At 40.1% G+C, this 21,980-nt stretch carries 20 protein-coding genes; 14 read left to right on the top strand and 6 right to left on the bottom strand.

Translation table 11 applies throughout. The features are described 5' to 3' along the window. Positions 1-17: 17 nt before the first annotated feature. Positions 18-245, top strand: a complete 228-nt coding sequence (locus tag KUL10_RS12965; protein ID WP_110429449.1) for a DUF3820 family protein — start codon at positions 18-20, stop codon at positions 243-245. On the opposite strand, the gene KUL10_RS12960 is transcribed toward KUL10_RS12965, so the two are convergent. Further along, a complete protein-coding gene (locus tag KUL10_RS12960; RefSeq protein ID WP_110429365.1) occupies positions 223-2,571 on the bottom strand; it encodes an alkaline phosphatase D family protein in 2,349 nt (782 codons plus the stop codon). The genes KUL10_RS12965 and KUL10_RS12960 overlap by 23 nt on opposite strands. Positions 2,572-3,079: 508 nt before the next feature. On the opposite strand from KUL10_RS12960, the gene KUL10_RS12955 reads away from it, so the two are divergent. From KUL10_RS12955 to KUL10_RS12940, 4 genes are all read left to right on the top strand, one after another. Beyond that, a complete protein-coding gene (locus KUL10_RS12955; RefSeq protein ID WP_110429364.1) occupies positions 3,080-4,042 on the top strand; it encodes an AraC family transcriptional regulator in 963 nt (320 codons plus the stop codon). A 206-nt stretch (positions 4,043-4,248) separates the two neighbouring features. Continuing rightward, positions 4,249-4,836, top strand: a complete 588-nt coding sequence (locus KUL10_RS12950; protein ID WP_110429363.1) for a carboxymuconolactone decarboxylase family protein — start codon at positions 4,249-4,251, stop codon at positions 4,834-4,836. A 27-nt stretch (positions 4,837-4,863) separates the two neighbouring features. After that, a complete protein-coding gene (locus KUL10_RS12945; RefSeq protein ID WP_233499820.1) occupies positions 4,864-5,685 on the top strand; it encodes an NmrA family transcriptional regulator in 822 nt (273 codons plus the stop codon). Positions 5,686-5,800: 115 nt separating this feature from the next. Next, complete coding sequence (locus tag KUL10_RS12940) at positions 5,801-6,187, top strand: DUF4345 domain-containing protein (RefSeq protein WP_158525385.1); 387 nt, start codon at positions 5,801-5,803, stop codon at positions 6,185-6,187. On the opposite strand, the gene KUL10_RS12935 is transcribed toward KUL10_RS12940, so the two are convergent. Continuing rightward, positions 6,179-6,616 (bottom strand): helix-turn-helix domain-containing protein, encoded by a 438-nt coding sequence (locus KUL10_RS12935; RefSeq protein WP_110429360.1) that lies wholly within the window; start codon positions 6,614-6,616, stop codon positions 6,179-6,181. The genes KUL10_RS12940 and KUL10_RS12935 overlap by 9 nt on opposite strands. A gap of 503 nt (positions 6,617-7,119) precedes the next feature. Here KUL10_RS12935 and KUL10_RS12930 point away from each other — a divergent pair. The 6 genes from KUL10_RS12930 (at position 7,120) to KUL10_RS12905 (ending at position 13,557) form a co-directional block, all read left to right on the top strand. Beyond that, positions 7,120-7,377 carry a hypothetical protein gene (locus tag KUL10_RS12930; RefSeq protein ID WP_110429359.1) on the top strand — a complete coding sequence of 86 codons (258 nt, stop codon included), beginning with the start codon at positions 7,120-7,122 and terminating at the stop codon, positions 7,375-7,377. 82 nt (positions 7,378-7,459) lie between these two features. Continuing rightward, positions 7,460-9,847 (top strand): serine hydrolase, encoded by a 2,388-nt coding sequence (locus KUL10_RS12925; RefSeq protein ID WP_110429358.1) that lies wholly within the window; start codon positions 7,460-7,462, stop codon positions 9,845-9,847. Positions 9,848-9,978: 131 nt separating this feature from the next. Then, the gene (locus KUL10_RS12920; RefSeq protein WP_110429357.1) at positions 9,979-10,416 is read left to right on the top strand and encodes a DUF1772 domain-containing protein; all 438 of its coding nucleotides are present in this window, start codon (positions 9,979-9,981) and stop codon (positions 10,414-10,416) included. A 292-nt stretch (positions 10,417-10,708) separates the two neighbouring features. Beyond that, entirely contained in the window at positions 10,709-11,641 is a 933-nt protein-coding gene (locus KUL10_RS12915) for a glutathione S-transferase family protein (protein ID WP_110429356.1), read from the top strand. A 372-nt stretch (positions 11,642-12,013) separates the two neighbouring features. Then, positions 12,014-12,871, top strand: coding sequence for an alpha/beta fold hydrolase (locus KUL10_RS12910; protein ID WP_110429355.1), 858 nt, complete (start codon positions 12,014-12,016; stop codon positions 12,869-12,871). After that, positions 12,871-13,557, top strand: a complete 687-nt coding sequence (locus tag KUL10_RS12905) for a hypothetical protein (RefSeq protein WP_110429354.1) — start codon at positions 12,871-12,873, stop codon at positions 13,555-13,557. Before KUL10_RS12910 ends, KUL10_RS12905 begins: the two co-directional genes overlap by 1 nt. Before the next feature lie 108 nt (positions 13,558-13,665). Here KUL10_RS12905 and KUL10_RS12900 read toward each other — a convergent pair whose 3' ends face one another. After that, the gene (locus tag KUL10_RS12900; protein ID WP_110429353.1) at positions 13,666-15,489 is read right to left on the bottom strand and encodes a serine hydrolase; all 1,824 of its coding nucleotides are present in this window, start codon (positions 15,487-15,489) and stop codon (positions 13,666-13,668) included. 224 nt (positions 15,490-15,713) lie between these two features. Here KUL10_RS12900 and KUL10_RS12895 point away from each other — a divergent pair, with 224 nt between their 5' ends. Continuing rightward, entirely contained in the window at positions 15,714-16,583 is an 870-nt protein-coding gene (locus KUL10_RS12895) for a S9 family peptidase (RefSeq protein ID WP_158525384.1), read from the top strand. Positions 16,584-16,613: 30 nt separating this feature from the next. Here KUL10_RS12895 and KUL10_RS12890 read toward each other — a convergent pair whose 3' ends face one another. Together KUL10_RS12890 and KUL10_RS12885 are read right to left on the bottom strand one after the other, a co-directional pair. Further along, positions 16,614-16,844, bottom strand: a complete 231-nt coding sequence (locus tag KUL10_RS12890; protein ID WP_110429351.1) for a DUF2798 domain-containing protein — start codon at positions 16,842-16,844, stop codon at positions 16,614-16,616. Between the two features lie 77 nt (positions 16,845-16,921). Continuing rightward, a complete protein-coding gene (locus KUL10_RS12885; RefSeq protein ID WP_110429350.1) occupies positions 16,922-17,839 on the bottom strand; it encodes a pirin family protein in 918 nt (305 codons plus the stop codon). 144 nt (positions 17,840-17,983) lie between these two features. Here KUL10_RS12885 and KUL10_RS12880 point away from each other — a divergent pair, with 144 nt between their 5' ends. Both KUL10_RS12880 and KUL10_RS12875 read left to right on the top strand, forming a co-directional pair. Continuing rightward, positions 17,984-18,898 (top strand): LysR substrate-binding domain-containing protein, encoded by a 915-nt coding sequence (locus KUL10_RS12880; RefSeq protein ID WP_199509240.1) that lies wholly within the window; start codon positions 17,984-17,986, stop codon positions 18,896-18,898. A 223-nt stretch (positions 18,899-19,121) separates the two neighbouring features. Beyond that, complete coding sequence (locus KUL10_RS12875; RefSeq protein WP_110429348.1) at positions 19,122-20,357, top strand: retropepsin-like aspartic protease; 1,236 nt, start codon at positions 19,122-19,124, stop codon at positions 20,355-20,357. Positions 20,358-20,558: 201 nt separating this feature from the next. Here KUL10_RS12875 and KUL10_RS12870 read toward each other — a convergent pair whose 3' ends face one another. Then, the gene (locus KUL10_RS12870; RefSeq protein ID WP_110429347.1) at positions 20,559-21,947 is read right to left on the bottom strand and encodes a hypothetical protein; all 1,389 of its coding nucleotides are present in this window, start codon (positions 21,945-21,947) and stop codon (positions 20,559-20,561) included. Between the last annotated feature and the right edge of the window lie 33 nt (positions 21,948-21,980).

Genomic DNA, 21,980 nt, shown 5'->3' with positions numbered 1-21,980 from the left:
ATCCCATTATTCTCAAAATGCTCGAACAGCCTACCTTACTTAAACAAACTATCAACTTGGAAATGCCTTTTGGTAAATACAAAGATACCAAGCTTTTAAATTTACCTGAGCCTTATCTTGTTTGGTTTCATCAGCAAGGCTTTCCAAAAGGAAAATTGGGCGAACAACTCGCCCTCATTTACGAAATCAAACTCAATGGTTTAGAGGCAATACTTAAACCTCTTATCGATAAAAAGGAAGTTTGACTGGCCAGCCTTCAAATTGAGAATCGACTAAGGGATCTGCATCGTGCTCCCAACATTCGAGTGTATACTGCTTCATTTGATGATTGACTTTAATCAAGCCATAACCTTCACTTTTGAGCTTTCTATCCGCTAAAAATTTACCCCATGATACCGTCGTGCCTTTTTGAAATTCGGCATGACTAAGTTTAGGGTTTGCGACAGCAAGCACTCGCATTTTATTTCCAAACGTATCAATGAAGTTTCCGGTATTTGCCCCGTTTTTGTACTGGTTATTTAGCTTACCCTCCCCTTCAAACCAGCGTTGCCAAAAAGCAGCTGCTGCTGGGCCAGCAAAGAAAGTAGCGCCATCATCATAGGTGTTGACACCTTGGTGAGTGACCATACCAAGGTGTTGATCACCAGCCAGAACTAGTGCATTTGCATCAGCGACTAGCTTAACTGCTCTTGTTCTTGCATCTTGCGGATAACCATTTGAATCATAGTCTACTAGTGGTTTTCCTTGATCATCTGTTTGCGGGTTTCCCCAAACAGAAGCAGTAACACAAATTTTTGGTAAACCTGGATTCATATCCTTCCAAGCAGATAAAAATGTTTCTTGCCGTTTACCGAGTAGCTCACCGGTTGTCTGACTGAGATCAGCCTTGTAATCAGGAGGTGTCTTAAACTTGCGATCCTCAACAACGGCAAAATCAACACCGCCGTATACAAAGTTGGCGTATGCCACCGGAATATTATGACGGATAGGCCTTGGATCATATGGATCAGGGTTATGACCGTGTTGACAACGGTACACCATGCGCACCAAGCTTTTATCCCATTTATATCCGCCGTCTTCTTCTTTTAGTGTATTAGAATCTAAGCCTTCATTTCCCCATAGGTTTCCTTGTAACACATCATGATCATCAGCAAGCATAATGCTTGGCCTATCTTTGATTGAGTCAGCATACGTCCAGTACCATAAATACCATCGGTAAAGCGTATCCAACTTTGCATCTTTGGTATGGTTGCCGTGGCGAGTGGGATAAGTTTCATAAAACTGATCGCCTACAAACAAATATATGTCGGGTTTATGACTATCGCAATTTTTGACCAACTCTTCATGAGGAAAGAGTATATTGTCCTTTGTATACCGCCCCAATAATCGCTCTCGCGGGTGGAGTTTATTATATTCAACTTGATCTAATGTCTTGGAAGTTGGCAGGATACATGAGTAAAGCGCAATTTTTAGTTCTTTGTTGGTTTCTGGATCTTTTACGATCCTCCCTTGATACAAAGTCACGTTATCATTTTCTGCAAACACGATTCTATAATCATAATTATGTTGATACTGCCAATCTTCTATGCGGAATAGCCCAACAAAACCGTCTTCGATACTACTGATAGGACCATGTTGCCAACTACTAGCGCCCTCAAGCCTATAATCTAGGCGTAGTTTTTGGTCGTTTGATAAGTCTACCGGCATTAACTGAGCCGTAAGCTTTAAGACGCTTCGATTAAGCGAATACATGCAGCCTATGACAGGGCCAAGTTCTGATGAGGAAACTTCTCCGAATTTTTCACCGGCCGTTTCGAGGTTTGAAAACCACCAGCGTCCACCAGCCTGTCGACTTGGTGGAGAGGATAGTAAGGAAACGCCTCCGATAAGTATGGATGCATCAACTTTGGGTAAGAGTGCGAAACTGATTTCTTTTTGTTGCTCATTCAAAAGGGATAGTCGAATATCATAACTATTTTTATTAACCGCTATCAGTTCACAGTCCAAATAAACTGCTGATTGAATAATACTATTTTGAGCGCGGGAACCTGACCGACTAAGTACCTTATAATTCAGCGTGCTTTTATTTGCACTAAAGTCTCTAAACGATAACGTTCCTGTTTCATCAACCACGGCCATTATACCGCCATTTTTACCCGAAGCCCGTTGAACAATTGAACAAGCCTTTTGGTCCAACTCGCCTTTACCCACGCCAAGTAAAAAACCTGCATAACTCGCTTTGTTTTTTTCAAGTTGGCCCATCTTAACTCTAATTCGACCATTGCTGAGTTGATTGGATAAGCGTCGCGTTAATATAGAAACCGTGCGGACTTCCCAAGATTTTTGACCGTTGAGGCATTCTATTCGGCCATTGTTGACCCTCCAATCTTGCAGTCTATTTCCCCAGTAAGACTTTCCAAGCCAATGTCGCGTTACTTGACTCGGAATATCTTCAACAGGTTTTAAACCTGATAACTTTGGCTGTTTATGCGCACACGCAACAAGCCAGTTTGAAATTGAAACAGCTCCAATCGCACTCGCGCTGTACTTCAAAAATTGTCTGCGTTTCATCCCATCCCACCCAAATGTAAACTGTTAACAATAATTAAACGTTATACAGAATTGTGCTGATGGTCGCAAGGTATTTTGACTAGACCTTTAAAAAGGCAAAGGTTTTACTAGAGGGTCTTTAAGTTAGGGGAAAAGCCACCCTAAAAAAGTGTTAACGTTTGATACGTTTGACCAAAAGCACTCACAAAGATTGTACTTAGTTAGACTAAGGTGGATTAGTTTTCAATTGGCTGACACCTTTAGAAATAGAGCCGAATTTGTATGTTCTACAGTGTTTAATTACAAAAACATCCTTGTTTGCTACGAAGAATAGTCATCAGCGAAGGCCACGACTTCCTTGGAACACAATAATTTCCACACAAACCAATACAAAGAAAGAGAGCGAAGAAGGCGCATTACAATTTACAATTCGAAAAAAGTTGTATACTGTCTGATGACATTTATTACGCACCTGCTAGGAATATCTTCACCGTGCATTTTGTTGTCATGCTTTTTACAGGAGATTAATGTGAGTTTTGATTATCAAGCACGGATAAATACCGAAATAACAGAATCAACTATTGGTCGCTTACTAGATAAGATGTCGTTAGAGACTATATTTTGCACTCACTCTCAATTTACAGTCCCGTGGGGTGTTGAGATGCCTTTGATGGACAATTGCATGATGTTTCATTTGGTTATAAGTGGAAGCGCCTCTCTTGTTGTCAATAATGAAGAATTCGAGTTGGAGAATGGTGAGTTTGCGCTGCTACCGAGGGGTGAGGGGCATATTTTGTCTTGTGGTACTTCTAGTTTTCATACAAATTTAGCGGATTTACCTATCGAAATAATAAATGATAGATATGAGCGCCTAAAGTTTGGTGGTGGCGGTAATAAAACAGAAATGCTTTGTGGTGCGATTGTTTTTAAACACCCACTTACACTGAGGTTGCTTGATATGCTTCCAGGTAGCATTTTGGTTAAACAAGAAAGCGCGAGATACAGTGCCATAAAATCAATAATAGACTTACTAGAATCAGAAACAAGAAAGGCAGAAGATGGCAGCACTGGGGCTATTTCTCGCTTAGCTGATTTACTCATTGTTACTAGTCTAAGAGAATATATCGGAAATAATAATAACGACAAACTCGTTTGGGTTGGCGCACTAGAAGACTCTAGAATAGCAAAAGCAATCGAATTGGTTCATCAACAACCATCAAGGCACTGGAATTTGGAGGACTTAAGTTCTGAAGTGGGTATGTCTAGAACTTCGTTCACCACCGAGTTTAAAAAACTAGTAGGTAATTCACCTATGGAGTATTTAACCGAGTGGCGAATGTCATTAGCCTATGGAGATTTGCAAAACACCAAATCATCGATATTACAAATAGCCCTTGATTATGGATATCAGTCAGAATCCGCATTTTCTAGAGCATTTAAGAGAACAATTGGCCACTCTCCTAGCACGATCAGAAAAGAATTACACTTTTAGTGAGAACGTTTGATTGGATTCGCTAAGCTGAAAGTACAGTCAAATTTCTTCACATGTCTTATAAGCCTTAAACAACCGCTCACAGTTTAAAGTCTATAAATCCATTTTAGAACCTTCAATCAATTATCTTGACCGATAAGTTAATTATTCACCCTCACTTACAAGAAGAATAAACATTATCGAGAATAATTATTGACCAAACACTAATGCCTTTTTTATCCCACTTAAATCAAAATAGTGACATTACCGATATTACTTGGAACAACAGACGACGGTTTGCGCCTATTGATAAGTTTTCAGAAAACATCATGCGGTGTCCTTCTGAGCTTTCAATTGAAACCAGAGAACTGCTCGCTGCCTACGTTTCGGCACTGAATGATTGCAGTTTCTGCACAGGCGCACATTTAGCGGTAGCAAAACAATTTAACGTACCTAGCAAGCTGCTTGATGAGCTACTTGAAGACATTGAATACTCCTCAATCGATGAGAATTTTCTCCCACTATTTTACTTCGCGCATAAGCTCACGAAAAGTCCAAGTAAGATAACTCAAAGTGATATCGATTCAATAAAACTAGCTAAGTGGTCTGAAAAAACCATTGAAGATTTAATATGTATCGTGAGCGCATTTAACTTTTTTAATCGGCTTTTGGATGGACATGGCATTAAAGGAAACGAGAAAGTTTACAGACTGGCTGGTAGACATCTAAGTGCAAAGGGTTACAAGGTTCCTTTTTTTACTAAATTAATTAAACCGCTTATTGATCGTCAAAAGAAAAAATATTTTAACGAGTAATTCGCTCCGACTAATAGGAGAATCATATTGAATGACATCAAAACAATACTAGTAATTGGGGCAAGTGGCAAAACAGGTAGCGCGGTATACAAACGTCTGTTGAAACAATTGCCGGAAGAAAAGCTAAAAGCAGCGAGCAGAAGTTCGAGTACCTTGTTCAATTGGAATGACTCAAGCACTTGGAAGTCAGCTTTAGAAGGCGTATCCCATGTTTATCTTACTTATTATCCTGATTTAGCTATAGAGGCTTCTGCTGCGCATATAACCGCATTTTGTAACTTAGCCAGCTCAAAGAACGTTAAGCACATTACCTTACTTTCTGGGCGCGGAGAGCCTGCAGCTCAAACATGTGAGGAAATTCTGATTAATTCTGGCCTTAGTTGGAACATTGTAAGAGCATCTTGGTTCAATCAAAACTTTTCTGACGGCTTTTTTAAAGGCTTTATCGATGCTGGAGTAATAGCACTTCCTGTTCAAGATGTTAAGGAGGCATTCATTGATATTGAAGACATCGCTGATGTAGTAGTAGAAACATTGCTTAATTCCAATCGACGGAATCAGCTTTTCGAAGTAACAGGACCTGAGCTACTCAGCTTTGATGACATAGCGGACCAATTTTCTGAGATATTAGGCAGAGACATTTCGTTTAGCACTGTCAGTAAAGCGGACTTTAACAATATGATGTTAGCCGAAGGTGTGCCAGCAGATGTCCTTTCACTTCTTAATTTTTTGTTTACCGAAGTGTTAGATGGTCGCAATGAATATGTAACGGGTGATGTAAATGATGTTCTTGGGCGCCCAGCGAAGGCATTCAAACAATACATTGCTCAAAATAAAGCGCGTTTTTAGTGATTAACAAATAAGTCGCTATAACGTTTAAAAGTGTGCAGAAGAGCAATGAATAATAGTACCTTCTGCACTTAGCGGATTCGACGTGATGGCGAGAACCATAGGTAATAGTAAAATGAAAAAATCAATAATGCTGTATTTGTTTTTAGGTGGACTAACACTAATAGCCGTTGGGTCTTTTATCAGTTTTACGCCCTCATTTTATTTGGCGCAATTTATCCAGACTTCTGAGCTTAGTGCAGATATCTTGAGCGAAATGAGGGGGATGGGAGGAACTATGTCGGTATTTGGCCTATTTATACTCGTGGGTTCTTTTAAAACAAAGTTGACAAAAACTGCACTAAGCATGTCCATATTAATATTTAGCTCTTTCTTTGTATTCCGCTGCGTGGGTATTGTTGTAGACGGTATGCCAAACAACGCTATCTTAGCCGCTTTAGGGTTGGAAATGGTCTTTGCTGGGCTTGGTATCACTCTATGGTTAAACCGCAGATTACCATAGCTTTTGCTTGTCAACCCAGCGCACCGCTAATATAAACCATGCGACGGCCGTTATATACAAACTCGCCCATATAAAAGTAGATATCCTGACGGGGCCGCCAAATCCAAGATTAAAATAGAAAGCAGCTCCACAAATAAGCAGCAAAGAAATGCTCAGTATGGCTTTTTTACGTTCTTTAATGCCCAATAAACCAAAAGAAACCCAGATCGGTGCGTTTTGCCAGTCTTCTGATGCCTTATCAATCACTTTTACTCTCTCTGTTAATTTTGAAACTTCAATTTCAAAAACTGAGGCTAGTGACTTAAGCGTTTCTTTACTGGCTGGGTTGCCTGCTTCTACTCTCTGAATCGTCCTTAAACTCAGCCCTGCCATAGTTGCCACTTGATCCTGTGACCATTGCTTTTCTTCTCTTAACTTCTTTACAATCATAAGTTTCCCATCTAAATCGAGCGACAGATTAGTGAAAATATAGTGCTGTCGGTGACGACTTCTTTACGTCATTTACATGACAGTTTATATAAATCAACAAGATACGATAAAAGATATTCTGCGGTTAACAGTTAATCAAGTAAAAAAATGAGAGCAAGAAAAATCGTATTGCGATATCCAACTCTGCTCTTGCGGTAAAGATTAAACGAATACCCTTACATTCGCTATCGTTGCTACTCTAATACTACCACGCAATTTATTCGGCAACTCAGCCGGCGACATTCTTGATGGACTCAACGCTTTCTTCTTTCTACATACTGTTTACTTGGTTAGCTAACAAACTGATTTTATTGAACTGTCGCAAAGATGGCATACTCCAGTCGTCACCGACTTTCTCTAGTCTGAGTATAGTGAACGCACAGAAATAAGTGCTTGCTATGAAACATGATAATTCGAGCCTTTACGTTTTCTGTTCATATTTTTGAAACTACGGAGAAATAAAAATGATAGATAAACAATCGCAAAAATGGCAGAACGCGCCGTTGTGGGTCACATGCGGGTTATGGGGTTTTAAAGAACGTAAACATTCTATAGTCACCATAGTGTTAATGCTTATATCTGGAGTTGGGTTTTATCTCAATGATGGTTGGGGCCAGCCAACTGAGCTCTCTTCTTTGTTGTGGTGCAGTGCATATTTATTAGCTGTTGCGTGGTTTGCAATGGCGGTGCGCTGGGCAGATAAAAAAGGAATGTGGCAATAAAGAACCTATTAGCTTGTGGGTTTAAAAACTAAGTCGAAAGTAATCTTCCAAGCTCAATAAATAAAGTGACAAGAGATAAATTATGACAAATTTCAAATTCATACAAAGTAAGCTATTAGCTTTGTTAGCCTCTATACTGCTTTTAGCAATAAATGTTACCGTTGCTCATGCCAACGAAGCTGAAAGCGAACGGTTAGAGGAAATCTCTAACACTTTTGAAAAATTGAGAAAAGATCTCAAAATTCCAGGAATGGCATTGGCCATTGTCAAAAACGACCGTGTAATAATGAGTAAAGGTTTTGGTTTTCGCGACATAGAAGGCCAATCACCCGTTACTTCAGACACCAATTTTGCTATCGGCTCTACTACAAAGGCCTTTACTTCAACATTGATTGGGATGCTTAATGACGAAAATAAAATGTCTTGGGACGCCAAGGTAACGGATTATATTGATTGGTTTGTGCCAAACCTTAATGATGAAACTGGCGCGCTGACCATTCGCGATATGCTATCAAATAGAAGTGGACTATCAAGAAATGACATCTTGTGGGCTAATGGGAAAGTCAGTCGCGAAGATATATTGAGAGAATCACTTGATTCAATCCCACTCGATAAATTCAGGGAAAAGTTCAATTATAACAACGTACTTTTTTTGGCTTCTGGAATGTCCGCAGCAAAAGCCGCTAATGCAGAAAGTTGGGATAGCCTTGTACAAGAAAAAATTTTTACACCACTTGGCATGTCAAGCACCAGCTCGATACACGATAAAGCTGAAAACATTGCGTTAGGTTATCGGTGGAATAGAGATGAATCCGCTTTCCAAAAGTTACAGCGAAAAAATCTAGATAACATAGCGCCAGCTGGTGGTATTTATTCAAACATATCAGATATGACTCAGTGGCTTCGTTTTAATTTAAACCAAGGAAAGCTAGATGGTAGTCCTTTGCTTAGTCAAAAGCAGTTCGAGCAACTTTGGAGCCCGGCAATATCGATAAAGCAGAATCTCCACTATGGTCTAGGCTGGTTCATTAGTCAGTGGAATGATAAAAAAGTGGTAGAGCACGGTGGAAGTATACTAGGGTTTTCTGCCCAAGTTGCCATGATGCCTGAAGAGAAATTGGGGTTTGTCCTTTTGACAAACACGACAAATACCCCATTACTGAAAGGGTCTATGGAGATTATTTGGAAAAACCTCTTAAGCGCAACTGAGGAAACTTCACAAACTACAAATCACAGAGAGCTGTCTGAATACACGGGTAGATTCGTGGCTAATTTTGGCTCATTTAAAGATTCCATATTCACGGTTTTAGTAAACCCGAAAGGTGAATTATCTCTCGATGTGCCCGGTCAACGCCTTTACGCGTTAAGAAGCCCAAATGAAGAGGGGAAGTGGTTCTTTAAAATGACCAATAAGGTAGCCATTTCATTTGAGCAATTTCGGCAAGGCAAACCAAATATTTTAAAGATGTATCAGAATGATATGGTGTTTGAGTTACCTAGGGAAGGCTACAAGATTGAGCCAGAGATGAGTCTTGCTCGACTGAAACCTTTGTTAGGGTCTTACGTCAATAAAGATCTACCTCGCCCTATTCAGGCTTTGATATCAAACAACCGCCTTGCGATTGATGTACCCGGAGAAATGGTCTACGAATTGAAACTTCCAGATAAAGACGGGCACCGAACTTTTCGAATCAACAGTAAACTATCAGCTAAATTCACAGTAAATGATAATGGAGATGGAACAGCGCTTAGTGTCTTTAAAAATCGACGTAAAGTGTTGAGTGCGAATCGAGTTCAAGCAAATGATATTAAGAGTTTACCGACTACAGATGAAATATTATCGCTGATTGGCTACGAGCAAAAAATAGCTGCATATAGAAAATGGGGCCCTAGTACGATAAAAGCAAAAATTTCAATGCTTCAAGCAGGCCTGCAAGGTGTGATGACCATGCATTATGACAATGACGACAAGTTCATACAGCACTTGGACTTCGGCGCATATGGCAAAATTAGCAATGTGTTAAATGGTGATTATGCAGCGACTATGGGGTTTGAACCCTTGTTTGAACTGAAAGGGCCTTTAATGGAGCAAGCCCGAGCTGAGCATCCCATGTCTATTATTGATTTGAAGTCGTTTTATGACAGCATCCAAGTTATTGGTCGACATCAAGTGGATGGTCTTGATACTTACTTAGTTGAACTCAAGCGAAAAGATTTACCTATAACAACTCTATCCATTGATGCAAAAACGGGTGATATTCTAGAGCGAAAAGTAAAACTTCTCGCAAGAGATGCGGGAGCCGTGCCTTTCGTTGTTAGTTATAGAAACTTTGTATTAAAAGATGGGGTACGAATTCCAAAAACAATAAATCTGTTTAATCCTATGAACGGCAATATGTTGATTGAGTATCAGTCTTTTGAGGTCAATGAAAAATTTAACGAATCTGTGTTTTCATTGGAGAGAGATTAAGGCTTTCATCTATAGTATCAAAGCCTGTTTAGACACTTTAGTAATGTACTAACGGTAGTGAAATTGGGTCAAATGGTAAAGTTATCTCTTTGTGCATTGAGTATTCTTTATCTATTCATTTAGGAGGACTTATGCCCGATTTCACACTTTGGTTACTGACGGAAACAATCATTAAACTGGCCATGATCACGATGATTGGTCTTTATTTCATTTTTAGCAACACCATCATGTATGCGTTGTCGAGCATAGATAATGGAGCTGATGTGATGGTTTTAATTAATAAAAAGATTTTGAACCCTCTGTTTCTTGGTTGTTTCTTTATTTCCGGCGTTGGTAGCCTGAGTTTATTTTTCATAAGCTCGGGGGTCACATCGGCCGCTGGTATTATCTTCTTTATTGGCACCGTTGCGGTAACCGTTGTGTTCAACGTACCGCTTAATGACAAGCTTAAAGGTGCACAAAAATCTGAAATAAAAGCCGTTTGGAAAGAATACCTTTCTAAATGGGTCGTTTGGAACCATGTGCGCACTGTTAGTGGTGTTACATCTGGTTTATTACTTTGCATGTAGTTACCTTTGATGCACCACCAACACCTATGGCGATACAGTATTTAGGCATAAATTTCTTCACAAACTGTAATGTTAAAGCCGGTCCCAGTGAGGAGTTTCGCCATATTATCTACTAATAAAGTCAATAAATGTCGGAGTTTGTTGCCCATCAAGTTTCGATGAGGGTAAACAACATATAAACCCATTGCGTCAGGTTCATACTCCTTCAATAAATACGTTCAAATTTTGAAGTCATATAAACAATAAGTTTTTTGCCTGATGGCGAAGCACATCAAAATATAGAGGAAATATCATGCTAGTTAACGGAAAATGGAAATCTAAATGGGATCCAGTACAGAAAAAAGACAGTGAAGGTCGCTTTGTTCGCCAAAGTAGTATCTTCACACAGAGAATTACTAATGCAGAGTCAGCAGTTGAACAAGGCCTTAGACTATACGTCGCTTATATTTGTCCTTGGGCCACTCGCACGCTAATCGCTCGCTCTTTACTAGGCTTGGAGCAAGCAATTGAGCTAAAAGTAGTTGAGCCTCAACTAGGAGATTTAGGGTGGAAATTTGGTTCATTTCCAGGGGCAACTAAAAGCGGTATTGAAGATGTCGAATTTGCCCATCAACTATATACCATTACTGATGACCAATATACAGGTCGCGCTACAGTACCAATCCTTTGGGACATGCAAAACAATAAGATCATTAACAATGAATCTTCCGACATTTTGCATATTTTTAATGAAGATTTAAGGTCTATACATCATTCAGATATTAATCTTTACCCAATAGAGCTCCAAGAAGATATTGACGCTTTTAACGATAGTATATATGAAAGCGTAAACAACGGCGTTTACCGAGCTGGATTTGCATCAAGTCAACAAGCTTATAACGAAGCTATCGTGTCTTTATTTGAACGATTAGAAGCCTTAGAGACGCATTTTCAAAACAATGATTATGCAGTGGGTAAGCAATTAACGGAGAGTGATATTCGATTGTTTGTTACGTTGACACGTTTTGATGTTGCTTATCATGGATTATTTAAAACAAATATTAAATCGATTGGCGAATTCCCAGCGATATCAGCTTATTTAGAGCGTTTGTTAAAAATTGAGGCGTTTGCAAAAAACACTCGCATAGATCATATCAAAGCCGGTTATTACTCAATTAAGGCTTTAAATCCATCACAGATTGTGCCGCAAGGCCCCGAGCTTGATTGGTTTAAATATCTATCGTAAGGAGTATGATACGGCACTATAATTTTTTATGTTCATAAGCATCTGTTATTCCAATGAATTCATTCGCTAATGATTAAATCGAGCTGACAAAGTATCAGCAGTCTCCAGAACAACTTCAGCAAACCATCACTTTGGCTATCAGAGAGTTTGAACTAACTCCTCGTCAAAATTGGTCTTACACAATATAAAAATCTCGACTTCGATAGACCGTTGCAATATTTATAGTAGCTTCGGCGCACTCACTTTGTCTAAAACGTATCACCTTCTGCGTGACTTTTTGCTGAGCGGATTACAAAAAACAGTCAATTCACATCAGTTTCACAACTACGCCAACAAAATAAGCAAAACTGATGACTATTATGAGAATTTTCTATGAGATCTTTACTTAAGCTTTTAGCTATAAATTTAATTATTGGAACGCTTGTTTTTGGAGTGGGTGCTTCAGCCGCTCAAAAACACTCCGTAGACCCAATACGATTTGCCCAGTTGAATGATGTAAGATTGGCATATAAAGATTCTGCGCACGGGGATGTTGTCGTTATTTTTGATGCTGGTTTTGGTACCGATCAAGAAGTTTGGGAACTGGTTATTGATTCACTGCCTGCAAGTATTCGCACGATAACCTATTCGAGAGCGGGCATAGGAAAGTCTTCAGCAGTTTCGAAGCCAAGAGATATTCCAAATCATCTTGAAGATCTAAAAGCCTTGAAAGCGTATCTAAACATAAATCAACCCTTTATTTATGTCACTCACTCATACAGCGGTTTAATCGCGAGTGAATACGCTGAAGCATATCCTAAAGAACTACAGGGCATGGTGATGGTAGAGCCTGCAACCCTGTCTCAGCGCCATCAGTTCAAGGCTATAGATGAGCAGTTTATAAAACGTGAAGATACTATGCTATTGAAATACATGCCTGAGCATTTAGTCGCAGACTATAAATTGCTCATTGAACAAATGGATAACGCATTAAAACACACTCGAGCGCTTCCCAAAAACATGTCAGTTCACGTACTAACAGCTGGTCGAGTTAGCAATCAACCTTTTGCTTTTAATGAAACAGAGAAAGGCAAAACCCTTTGGATCAGGCAACATAGTGAGTTAATTAGCAATCAGGAACGTCAAGTCCATCATATAATTGATTCGCCACATCACAATCTTCATAAAACGCACCCAGAACTGGTCGCGAAAAGCATTGTTGCAGTAATTAACTCTCGGAGTGATAAATAATGCCTTTATTTAGACATCATTGGCAGTATGTTTCTGCATTCTTTTTTATATCTTTACAGGGCTGCGCATCTGTACCCGGAACAATGGATGATAGAGCACAAATCGACTTAAAAAATACTCCATTAATGGTCGAAGTCGTAAATGAAGTGGGTCGCTATACCGTGAAAAATAATGAAAGTATGAATTACTTCATGGGCGTACTGACACCTTTTTATTTAGTAGGTGATAGATACATAAAGACAAACAAAGTCATGGCGATGATCAACTCTAGCGCCGATGATTTCTCAGAGCGACTTAGTAAAAGAGTCGCCCGAGTACTAACTGAACAAGGGCATATAGCACAACAACTAGCTCACAACAGCAGTTCTGCATCAAGCAGCTTATCTTTGACCTTAACTTTAGTGTCGATGGGCTTTAGTGACGATGACCAAGCAGGTGAATATGTTCCGTTTATGTATGTGCAAGCCAGTATAACTGACAAAAATAAGCGGCAAACGTATTATAATCAGTCATTCGCCATTGGCAATAAATCAGAGGCAGGACAATCATCGATCTATATTCCCAACAGCATTACATTTAATGGCTTTGAGGAATTAATCAAAAACCCTGAAAAAGCAAGACATTCTTTTGATGCACTTGTCGAACAAATGGCAATAGCAATTGCAATAACCATTGCCACTGACTAGTGGCTGTCAGCAGCAAGCTTGCGTCCAACTTCCAGCTCTGTTCCACTAGGTGATCATACTCCGCTCAGAAATGAATGAGCAGATTGTGTGACAAAGAATGACAACTCCCTATTTCCAAAATATTATTGGTAGAACGTCGTTGACAGTTAAGTAAACTGTGAACATCAATACAAGTAGAGTTATCAGCGCATCAAAGCTCTTGAGCTTCTTTGTTATTACATACAGCAGGGTAGCTATAAAGCAGGTGATGGGAAACATTGTACTGATCACGGCCAATGATATGCTTGCAGCAGTCTCTTCACCAAAGTCTAAGAAACTCTGTTGTGAATAAAGATATACGGGTATTACTGACAAGCACAACACTGAATAGGGCAATAAAATTGAATTTATACCTTGTTTGAAGCCATTTACAGCCACTACGGTGCCTCTGGCTATCAATGCTATCAAAGCCAGTCCCCCCAATATAAGCACAAACCAATTCAACAGCATGAAGCTCAAAGGTGATTTTTTGTAGGTATTAAGCCCGTCACTAATAAATCGGAGCTGACCGTCGCGATAATAAACGTGAGATGCATTTAATCTGCCATCTCGCCTGTAAAGGAATTGGCCTACATTCGAAATTTCAAACTCTTTCTGTTGAAGAGAATACACATTAAAACCTTTGTCTGTGGCACTTAGATAAATACTATTAAACATGAAGTCTAACCACTGGAATTCTTCCATGTTGTTTGGCGAGAGGATATATAGACCTGAAATATCCTGTTGCGGGTTATTGAAAGAACCAGCCTCATAGTTTTCAGTGGATTTTCTTACCTTGAGTTGATTGATTAACACACGATTGAAATCGTCATAGTGCGCGCTCTCATTGTCGGTGTTTATCGCAAAAAAATAACCTTTATTCTCCTCTGGAAAAAGACAAAGGTAAGCATAAAAACCGAACGTTTCACCCGGATGACAATAGCCTATAGCGCCATGTCTATCTCGTTTTGCTAGAGCAAGTCCATGCCCATGCTCAAGCCCAGAATCAAAAGCAAGCGTTCCTCTCGGGACGCCTAGTCTGTTCATTAGAACCGCTTGCACGATACGTTCACCTTCACTCATCCCGCTTCCCAACAGAAATTGGATCAATTGATTCATATCATTAATCGTTGTCGTAAATTGTCCCGCTGGTCTCAATAACATTGGAACCGCAATCTGGGGATTTGCATCCTCAAAATATCCCATGGCAAGGCGCGAGTCACTTTCTTGTGTGACGTAGTGAAATGTACTGTCATTCATGTTCAACTTTTCCAACATCGAGTCCATGTAATCTTCATAGTTCTTACCTGTAGCGGCTTGAATAATCATGCCAAGTAAGCCGTAACCTATGTTTGAATAAGAGTATTGAGTTCCTGGTTCAAAGCGAGGACTTAAAATATCCGGATCAGTATTTAAAAATGCTTCTTCTAAAGGTGTATCGGGTTTAGTGCTCGAATTGAGTAACTGCCACATTTTGATGTTATCCAGACCAGACGTATGTGCTAATAAATGCTCAATGGTTATTGGGGTATTGTCCGACCAATGATTTTGCCAGTCTAATGTAGGAAGCAAGTACTCAACTGAATCGTCTAAATGAATCTTCCCAGTGGTTATGAGGTGCAAAACACCGACAGCCAAAACAACTTTACCTACCGAGCCTACTTGCACCTTTGTGTCTAATTGCATGCGACGATTTGACTTAATATTTGCAAACCCGGAAAAAGAAAAATTTGTTTGGCCATCATCAAATGTCGTGTAAACAATACCCGCCAATTTATAGTCTGCGAGAAGCTGTTGTATTTCGGCTTTTTGTTCGTTTGCATTCGATGTCAATGACGTAAGACAAAACAGCAAGAATATGAGTGTGTATCGACTAAAACTTCTGAAGCAACGGCTAATATCACAAGAAAACATGTCTTCATAATACCTATTTTAAACGGACGGCCTGTTGCCATCTAAATAGCGGGTTAATTATAAGTTTCACCATTCCATTAATGTTGTGAAATAAACGTGAAAAACCTATAACAGCGGAATCACTTAAATTTCTGCACGTCAGAATTCTGTTTTTTCACGTCTTTTTCACAATGGGACGAGTATGGTTTGCTCTCAACTTAACTAGATACGGAGTTACTACAACAATGAATAAACTGTTTAAATTGGGCGCCTTGCTGTTTTCATTTGTGTCACAAAGCGTGTTTGCAGAAACCAATAAAAACCCCTTTCAAGACTTTTACTCTACCAATGGCACAGTAGCTAAGGTGGAACAGGTTGAATTAGAAAATGGGAGAACACAAATCAGCTATAAGAGCTTTGATGGTGACCAGGTTAACGGTCAAATAAGCTACCCTGAATCAAACTCAGATAAGCACCCTGTTCTAATTGCGCTGCACGCAATGGGAAGGAGCTACCCACGTTGGTGGAACGCCGAAATTAATGGCTCACCCACGATCACACAAGCGAACAAAATAACTCAAATGGCACATGAAAATGGATATGCAGTCGTGGCGCTCGATGCAAGGTATCATGGCTCACGGAAACTTGCAGATAAACCACTGCAACTCATCATGGGAAACATGAAATCCGGTGATCCAGAATTTTACTTGGACATGGTGCAAAGTAGTATCCGAGACTATAAGCTTCTATTGAACTGGGTTACAGAACAACCCCAGTTTAAAGGAATGCCAATACACGTTGTTGGGTATAGTATGGGAGCGCAAATGTCACTCCTCTTAGCTGCAGCCGATGACCGCATTGAAAAAATGATAATCATTGTTCCGCCCAATGTTGACGAGAAAATGGAGTATGTATCTCCCATCGATGCCGCTCAATTCATCAAACACCAAAATGTGTTATTGCTTAGCTCGAATCAAGATCAGTATTCGTCACAGTCTGAATTTTCAGAATTGTTCAATACCATGCCAACGAAGTCCAAGGTGCAAATAGTTTTTGATGCAGATCACATCTTGCCAGCGAACTATCCCGAGGTTCTGAATTTTTGGTTCAAATAAAGTTAATGAAGAGTCTGCCCCGCATCATCGTCATTCACTTGATATAATGAGCATTGCCAACAACTGGCGGGTTAATGGCACGATAATTAGACTGAATGGAAAGGCAACTAATAGTGCGATTAGCCAAGCTTTTGGCCACTTGACAACAGCTCCATATATAGTTGTTGATTCTAAAAATAACATGGTCGCTGACATGACGCCGGACATTAGAAATGACATTACAAATGAAAACGCAAGAGCTTCTAATTTACGGGGAATCATTAGAGTAATCTCCTTCAAAACTATTACTTGCTGCAAATGCTAAAACCTTCATTGTTATTTCCTCGATGGAGTGAAAATTAGTTTTTGGTAAACGGTGTAATCTGACCCAGTTTGCCTGCAGCATATGCTGCTTCAATCCTTGCTATTTCAGCCTCATTGCTCATTACAAAGGGGCCCTTTTGTACAAAACTCTCATTGACGGGGACAGAAGCAAACAAAACAAAGTGTGCTGTAGAGCTTGCTGTATTAGTTAACTCAATCAAATTAGTATTAACCTTAGATGTAGCTTCGATACTAAGCGCTTCACCGGCTTGCATAGCTACTTTCTTGTCTCCAGCATTTACTTCAATTTCGCCATTCAATAGATATATCCAGGCATTCTCTTTAGCTTGCAAGTCGTGAGTAAAATTACAACCCGCATCAAGTTCGGCATCTAGAATCGTCATAGGTAACGAAGGTGATACCGCCCCTTTAGTTTGATTACTGTTTCCAAGTACAACGCGAACCCGCATACCATCTTTTGCAATAGTTGGCATATCTTGAGCTTTCACATGCAGCGATTCTGGCGAATCATGTTTCATCAAATTTGGCAGATTGATAAATACCTGAAGACCATGAGTACTCGCTCCATCTCTAGGTTTCTCATCATGAACCGCACCTGACGCAGCTTTTAACCAATACAAGTCGCCAGGCATCAAATCAAAGTCATTGCCTAGTGAATCTTGGTTGTGAAATTTGCCAACGCTGTCTTCAAAAAGTACTGTGACTGCCGAAAGACCTGCATGAGGGTGCGCACCAAAAGTAGGTTTGCTCATCTGGTAATGGTCTACCATGACTAAAGGGTCCATTGCGCCAACGAAATTACTGTGGCGAAAAGTGCTTGCTGTAAAACCGGTGCCTATATTCAGTGCTTTACCTTTTTGTGGGGCGCTGATTGTAAGACTAGAAAGTGTTTCTACATTGGGGGTTTCTGCTACCACGGAAGCGCTATTCATTTTAAAGTCTCCTGTTCAAATATAGTAATTTGGGGTGCCACTGACGATTAGTTAAATGGTAGCGTTCAAAAAGAAGGACGTGTAGATTCAAAAAATGAAACCATCGTTCTATACTTGAAACGAACACAAGGAGCATAGATAGTTATGATCGATTTAAATGACTACTTCTATTTTGTACACGTCGTAGAAAAACGAGGATTTTCCTCTGCTGCAAAGGCATTAAATATGCCTAAATCACGCCTCAGCAGGCACGTAACCCAGTTAGAAGAAAGACTCGATACTCGACTGATACAAAGAACTTCTCGGCAGTTTAATGTAACCGAAGCCGGTCAAGTATTCTACGAGCATGCGCGCACGGTAATAGAGGACATGGAGGTTGCCGAAGCAGCGTTTCAAAGTCGACAAGCAACACTGAATGGTTGTGTAAACCTAAGTTGCTCAGTAGGCGTTGCACAATTTGCGATTCAGGAGTTAGTTTTCGAGTTTCTGGTGAAGTACCCAAATGTGGAACTTGTGCAACAGGTTACCAACCAAACTGTTGACCTTGTTGCTTCAGGCTTAGATATGGCAATAAGAGGCCATATGGATACAATGCCAGATTCGAGCATTATTCAACGACGCTTAGCGATGGTTTCTTGGCATTTGTTTGCGAGTCCTGAGTATCTCGATAAAACGGGTACGCCAAAGTCACCCGAAGATTTGCGAAATAAGCAAAGCTTGAAGGTGGGTTGGCAGCCTACACACGGTCTTTGGAACTTAGAAAACAGCACTGGAGTAAAGTCTTCAATTCCTTTTAGCCCTAAACTGTGTAGTGATGACATGGCTACCTTAAAACAAGCGGCAGCAAAAAGCTTGGGGATAGTAAACTTGCCCGCTTATACATGCAGAGCAGAAGTAGATAGTGGGACCTTGGTCAGAGTCTTACCTGACTGGACCGCTGGGCTCGCGCAATTAAGTTTAGTTACTCCTTCTCGGCTGGCCCAATCTCCGGCTGTTCGAGCGCTTATAGACCACTTACTAAACAACGTTCATTCTCGAGTTGGAGACAAATCGAGTTAGCGCCTCTTGAACCTTATATCACTCCTACAAATTATCTTTCGGCTATTTTAAAGCTCAATTGAATTGGACTTTTAGTTATAGTTTTCGCACTTTCTATCAAGAATGCTCCTCGAATAGCTACTAATGTTATTAATCTAAGAACAATTTACTTGTTGATAGTAGCCAATTTAATTAGGAGTGAGCCTTATGATAGATAAAAAACCTGAGAAAGAGCACAGTTCGTATGAATAAGTTTCAATCAATGATGATTGTAGTTTGTTGTACTTGCGTGCTTGCAGGTTGCGGTATTGTTAATAAAGTTCGTTTGATGAACGCCAATAATGGGATAGAACCTATATGGGAAAAAAATCAAACTATTGCAAGGCCTGAAGCTGATTATGTATATGCCAAGCCTTATATTTACGCTTCAATTAACGGCGTAGAAAAAGTGAAGCTACTGATTGATACAGGCTCATCAATTTCAATGCTATTCGATACACCTAAAGTCAAGCAATTAAAACTTAAGGAAGGATATGAGTTAATTGTAGGAGGTTTTGGTGGGCATGAACACACACCTGCTTTCCAAACTCAGATCAATACCTTAGCTATTGATTCTCTTGCTTTCGAAGATGTTAATTTTGGGTACATCCCGATATCTGAAACTCGGTTTTTTATCCGACCCGATCAAGCAGGGTTTGATGGTGTTATTGGTAACGACATATTGAAGGACCTCGTTTGGCATTTTAATCGCAACGCCAATCGGGTCACTGTTCACAAAACTATTCCTGAAGCAATCTCAAGCATGAAACCCGAGTGGGTCCCATTTTATACTTTTTTTGGCAAAATCAGCTTCCCTGCCAAAATCACATTCTCTGATCATGTGTTGGAGCGAGATATTATCTTGGACACTGGCAGCAGATATCACATGAGTATCAATGATGCTTACTTTGGTGACGACAAAGCATTTCCATCTCCTGCGATACGGTCAGCTGGATATAGTCTCAGTGGAATGGCAACCCATTTCAAAGCTAACACGCCACTCGTAGAAGTTGGAAACATACAGTTTGCAAATGTAGTAACCAACATTATCCAAGAAGATGAAGATGATTTTTGGACTTTAGGCAGTGCGCTATTGAGTCAGTATGAGATTGTCATCGACTACCCCAATATGAGATTAGGCTTTATACAGCGTAAGGGGCACTCTTTTAAAAGCCAGCATAATTTGCTGGGACTGGAATTAAGAAAGTTACAAAACGGTAACTTTGTCGTTGTATATAGTTCACCTGACTTACCGGCAAAAGAACTCAATTTTAAAATTGGCACCGAAATCAATAAAATTAATGGGATAAAAGCAGAGTTATATACCGTTGATGAGTGGCTAGATTTGGCTTCCAGAGAGGGGCTGTTTGAATTTTGCGTTCATGAGAGTGAGGTTTGTAAAGAAGTCAGCGCAACGCCAATTGTAGGCTTTTCAATATAATCTTGTATGAGTCTGCTTATCAAACTTTGGAAGCAGTATTTTAAGGCATAAAGTAGGTTCCGCATTGTTATATTGAATGCTAAATCATTACAGTGCGGCTTGCTTTTTAACCTATTATTCCCAATTATCCTGATTCACGGCGTCATTGATTCATCGGGCTTTTGAATGAACAGAATGAGGTAATCAAAGAGCTTGATGTAATTAGTTTTTCAGATCTCCTTCAGCGCTTGAATTGCGCTCTAAAGACATTTCATAAGGCGGAGTAAATGCAATAGGAATTGTAAATGTCACACTCGATGTTGAATAGCGATCATCGACGGGTGTTGCACTTTCGTTCGCCAATGGGTTGTGCACTATAGAAATCTCATGCATGCCTGGTCGTAATCCTGCCATAGGAACCAAGCCAATAAGACCTCGCATGTTTATATCGGCGCGCTCTGCGATAACAAAGTCGGCTATAGCTACATCTACTTCGTTTATGCTCACATTCCAAAGTTTGCGAAAGCAGTTTGAACGGCTCTCCGGCGTTTCAATATCTTTACAATACTCCTTCACTAACAGGTTGTCGCGCAGCGGCTGATAAGGCAAAAATAGACGCACATACGAATCGCTAGTGGTAAAACTTTCAACACGTGGCCACCCTCTTACCCCATCAAGTGAGCTGGGCATATCTTCATAGTGCGTACTTCTAAATCCTTTTTGAACCTGTTCGTCGTCAACATAAACATATTCATCGGAAATGGTAAAGTTCCTCCATGCTGCGGTACTAGTGTTGCCAATCACCACAATTGCAATGACGCCAAGAATCATTGCTAATGACACCAAAAATGGTTTGGTGTTACTTTGAAGAGTGAGTTGCACAGGCAATACCAAGCGCTGTGGATAAGCAAGTTCTGATAATTGCCTAAGCAAAGATATTAGTGCTTTTATAGTACGACTGTTACCAAGCTTTGGCAGTCGGGCAACGAGCTGTGCGTCTAGTAAATACAGCAATAAAGGGCAGACTAGTAGCAGCGTGCTCATAATGATCACACCAATGCCAATTCCAGCATTAGTTGCACCAAAGCTTGACCCAATGTAGGCAGTTATCACTAAGGTAACTAACAGAACAGTACCAAACCATAACACACTCAAGGTAAGCAAGCTGATAACTGCAAACAGAGAAGATGCAAGTTGGTCAGTTTTATTAATGACAGAGTCAACAGAAGGTAATATTCTTTGGTAATGTCGGCGAAGTATTGGCCCTAAACTTGGTGTTTTGTTCCAGTTTATACCCTTAGGAAAAGCGGATCTCAGACCTATTAGTCCTACCCAATAGGCCCGAGCCATTAAATGCACTATAAAGCAAGCTGCTAAAACATAGCATACACCCGAAAATATTGATGCACCCACGTTGGTTATGATCACCATACTAGTGGACAGATGCATAAAGATATTACCGACTTTGGCAAATAGCCAACCAGGTAACGTAAGCAGCGCAAACAGGGTTAAACTCGAAATTATTAACTCAAGTTCGTCAGTTCGGTCGCGCAATCTGTCCATAGTCTCAGTATGCTGGAGATCTTGTGCTTTTTTCTCGCGGTTGCTCATTGTCTCTATTACTCTGACACTATGAAACCAGAA

This window comes from Glaciecola sp. KUL10, from assembly GCF_003203515.1.
Lineage (GTDB): Bacteria > Pseudomonadota > Gammaproteobacteria > Enterobacterales > Alteromonadaceae > Glaciecola.
The sequence above is the reverse complement of the archived record's forward strand: the minus strand, read 5'-3'. Positions and strand labels throughout refer to the sequence as shown.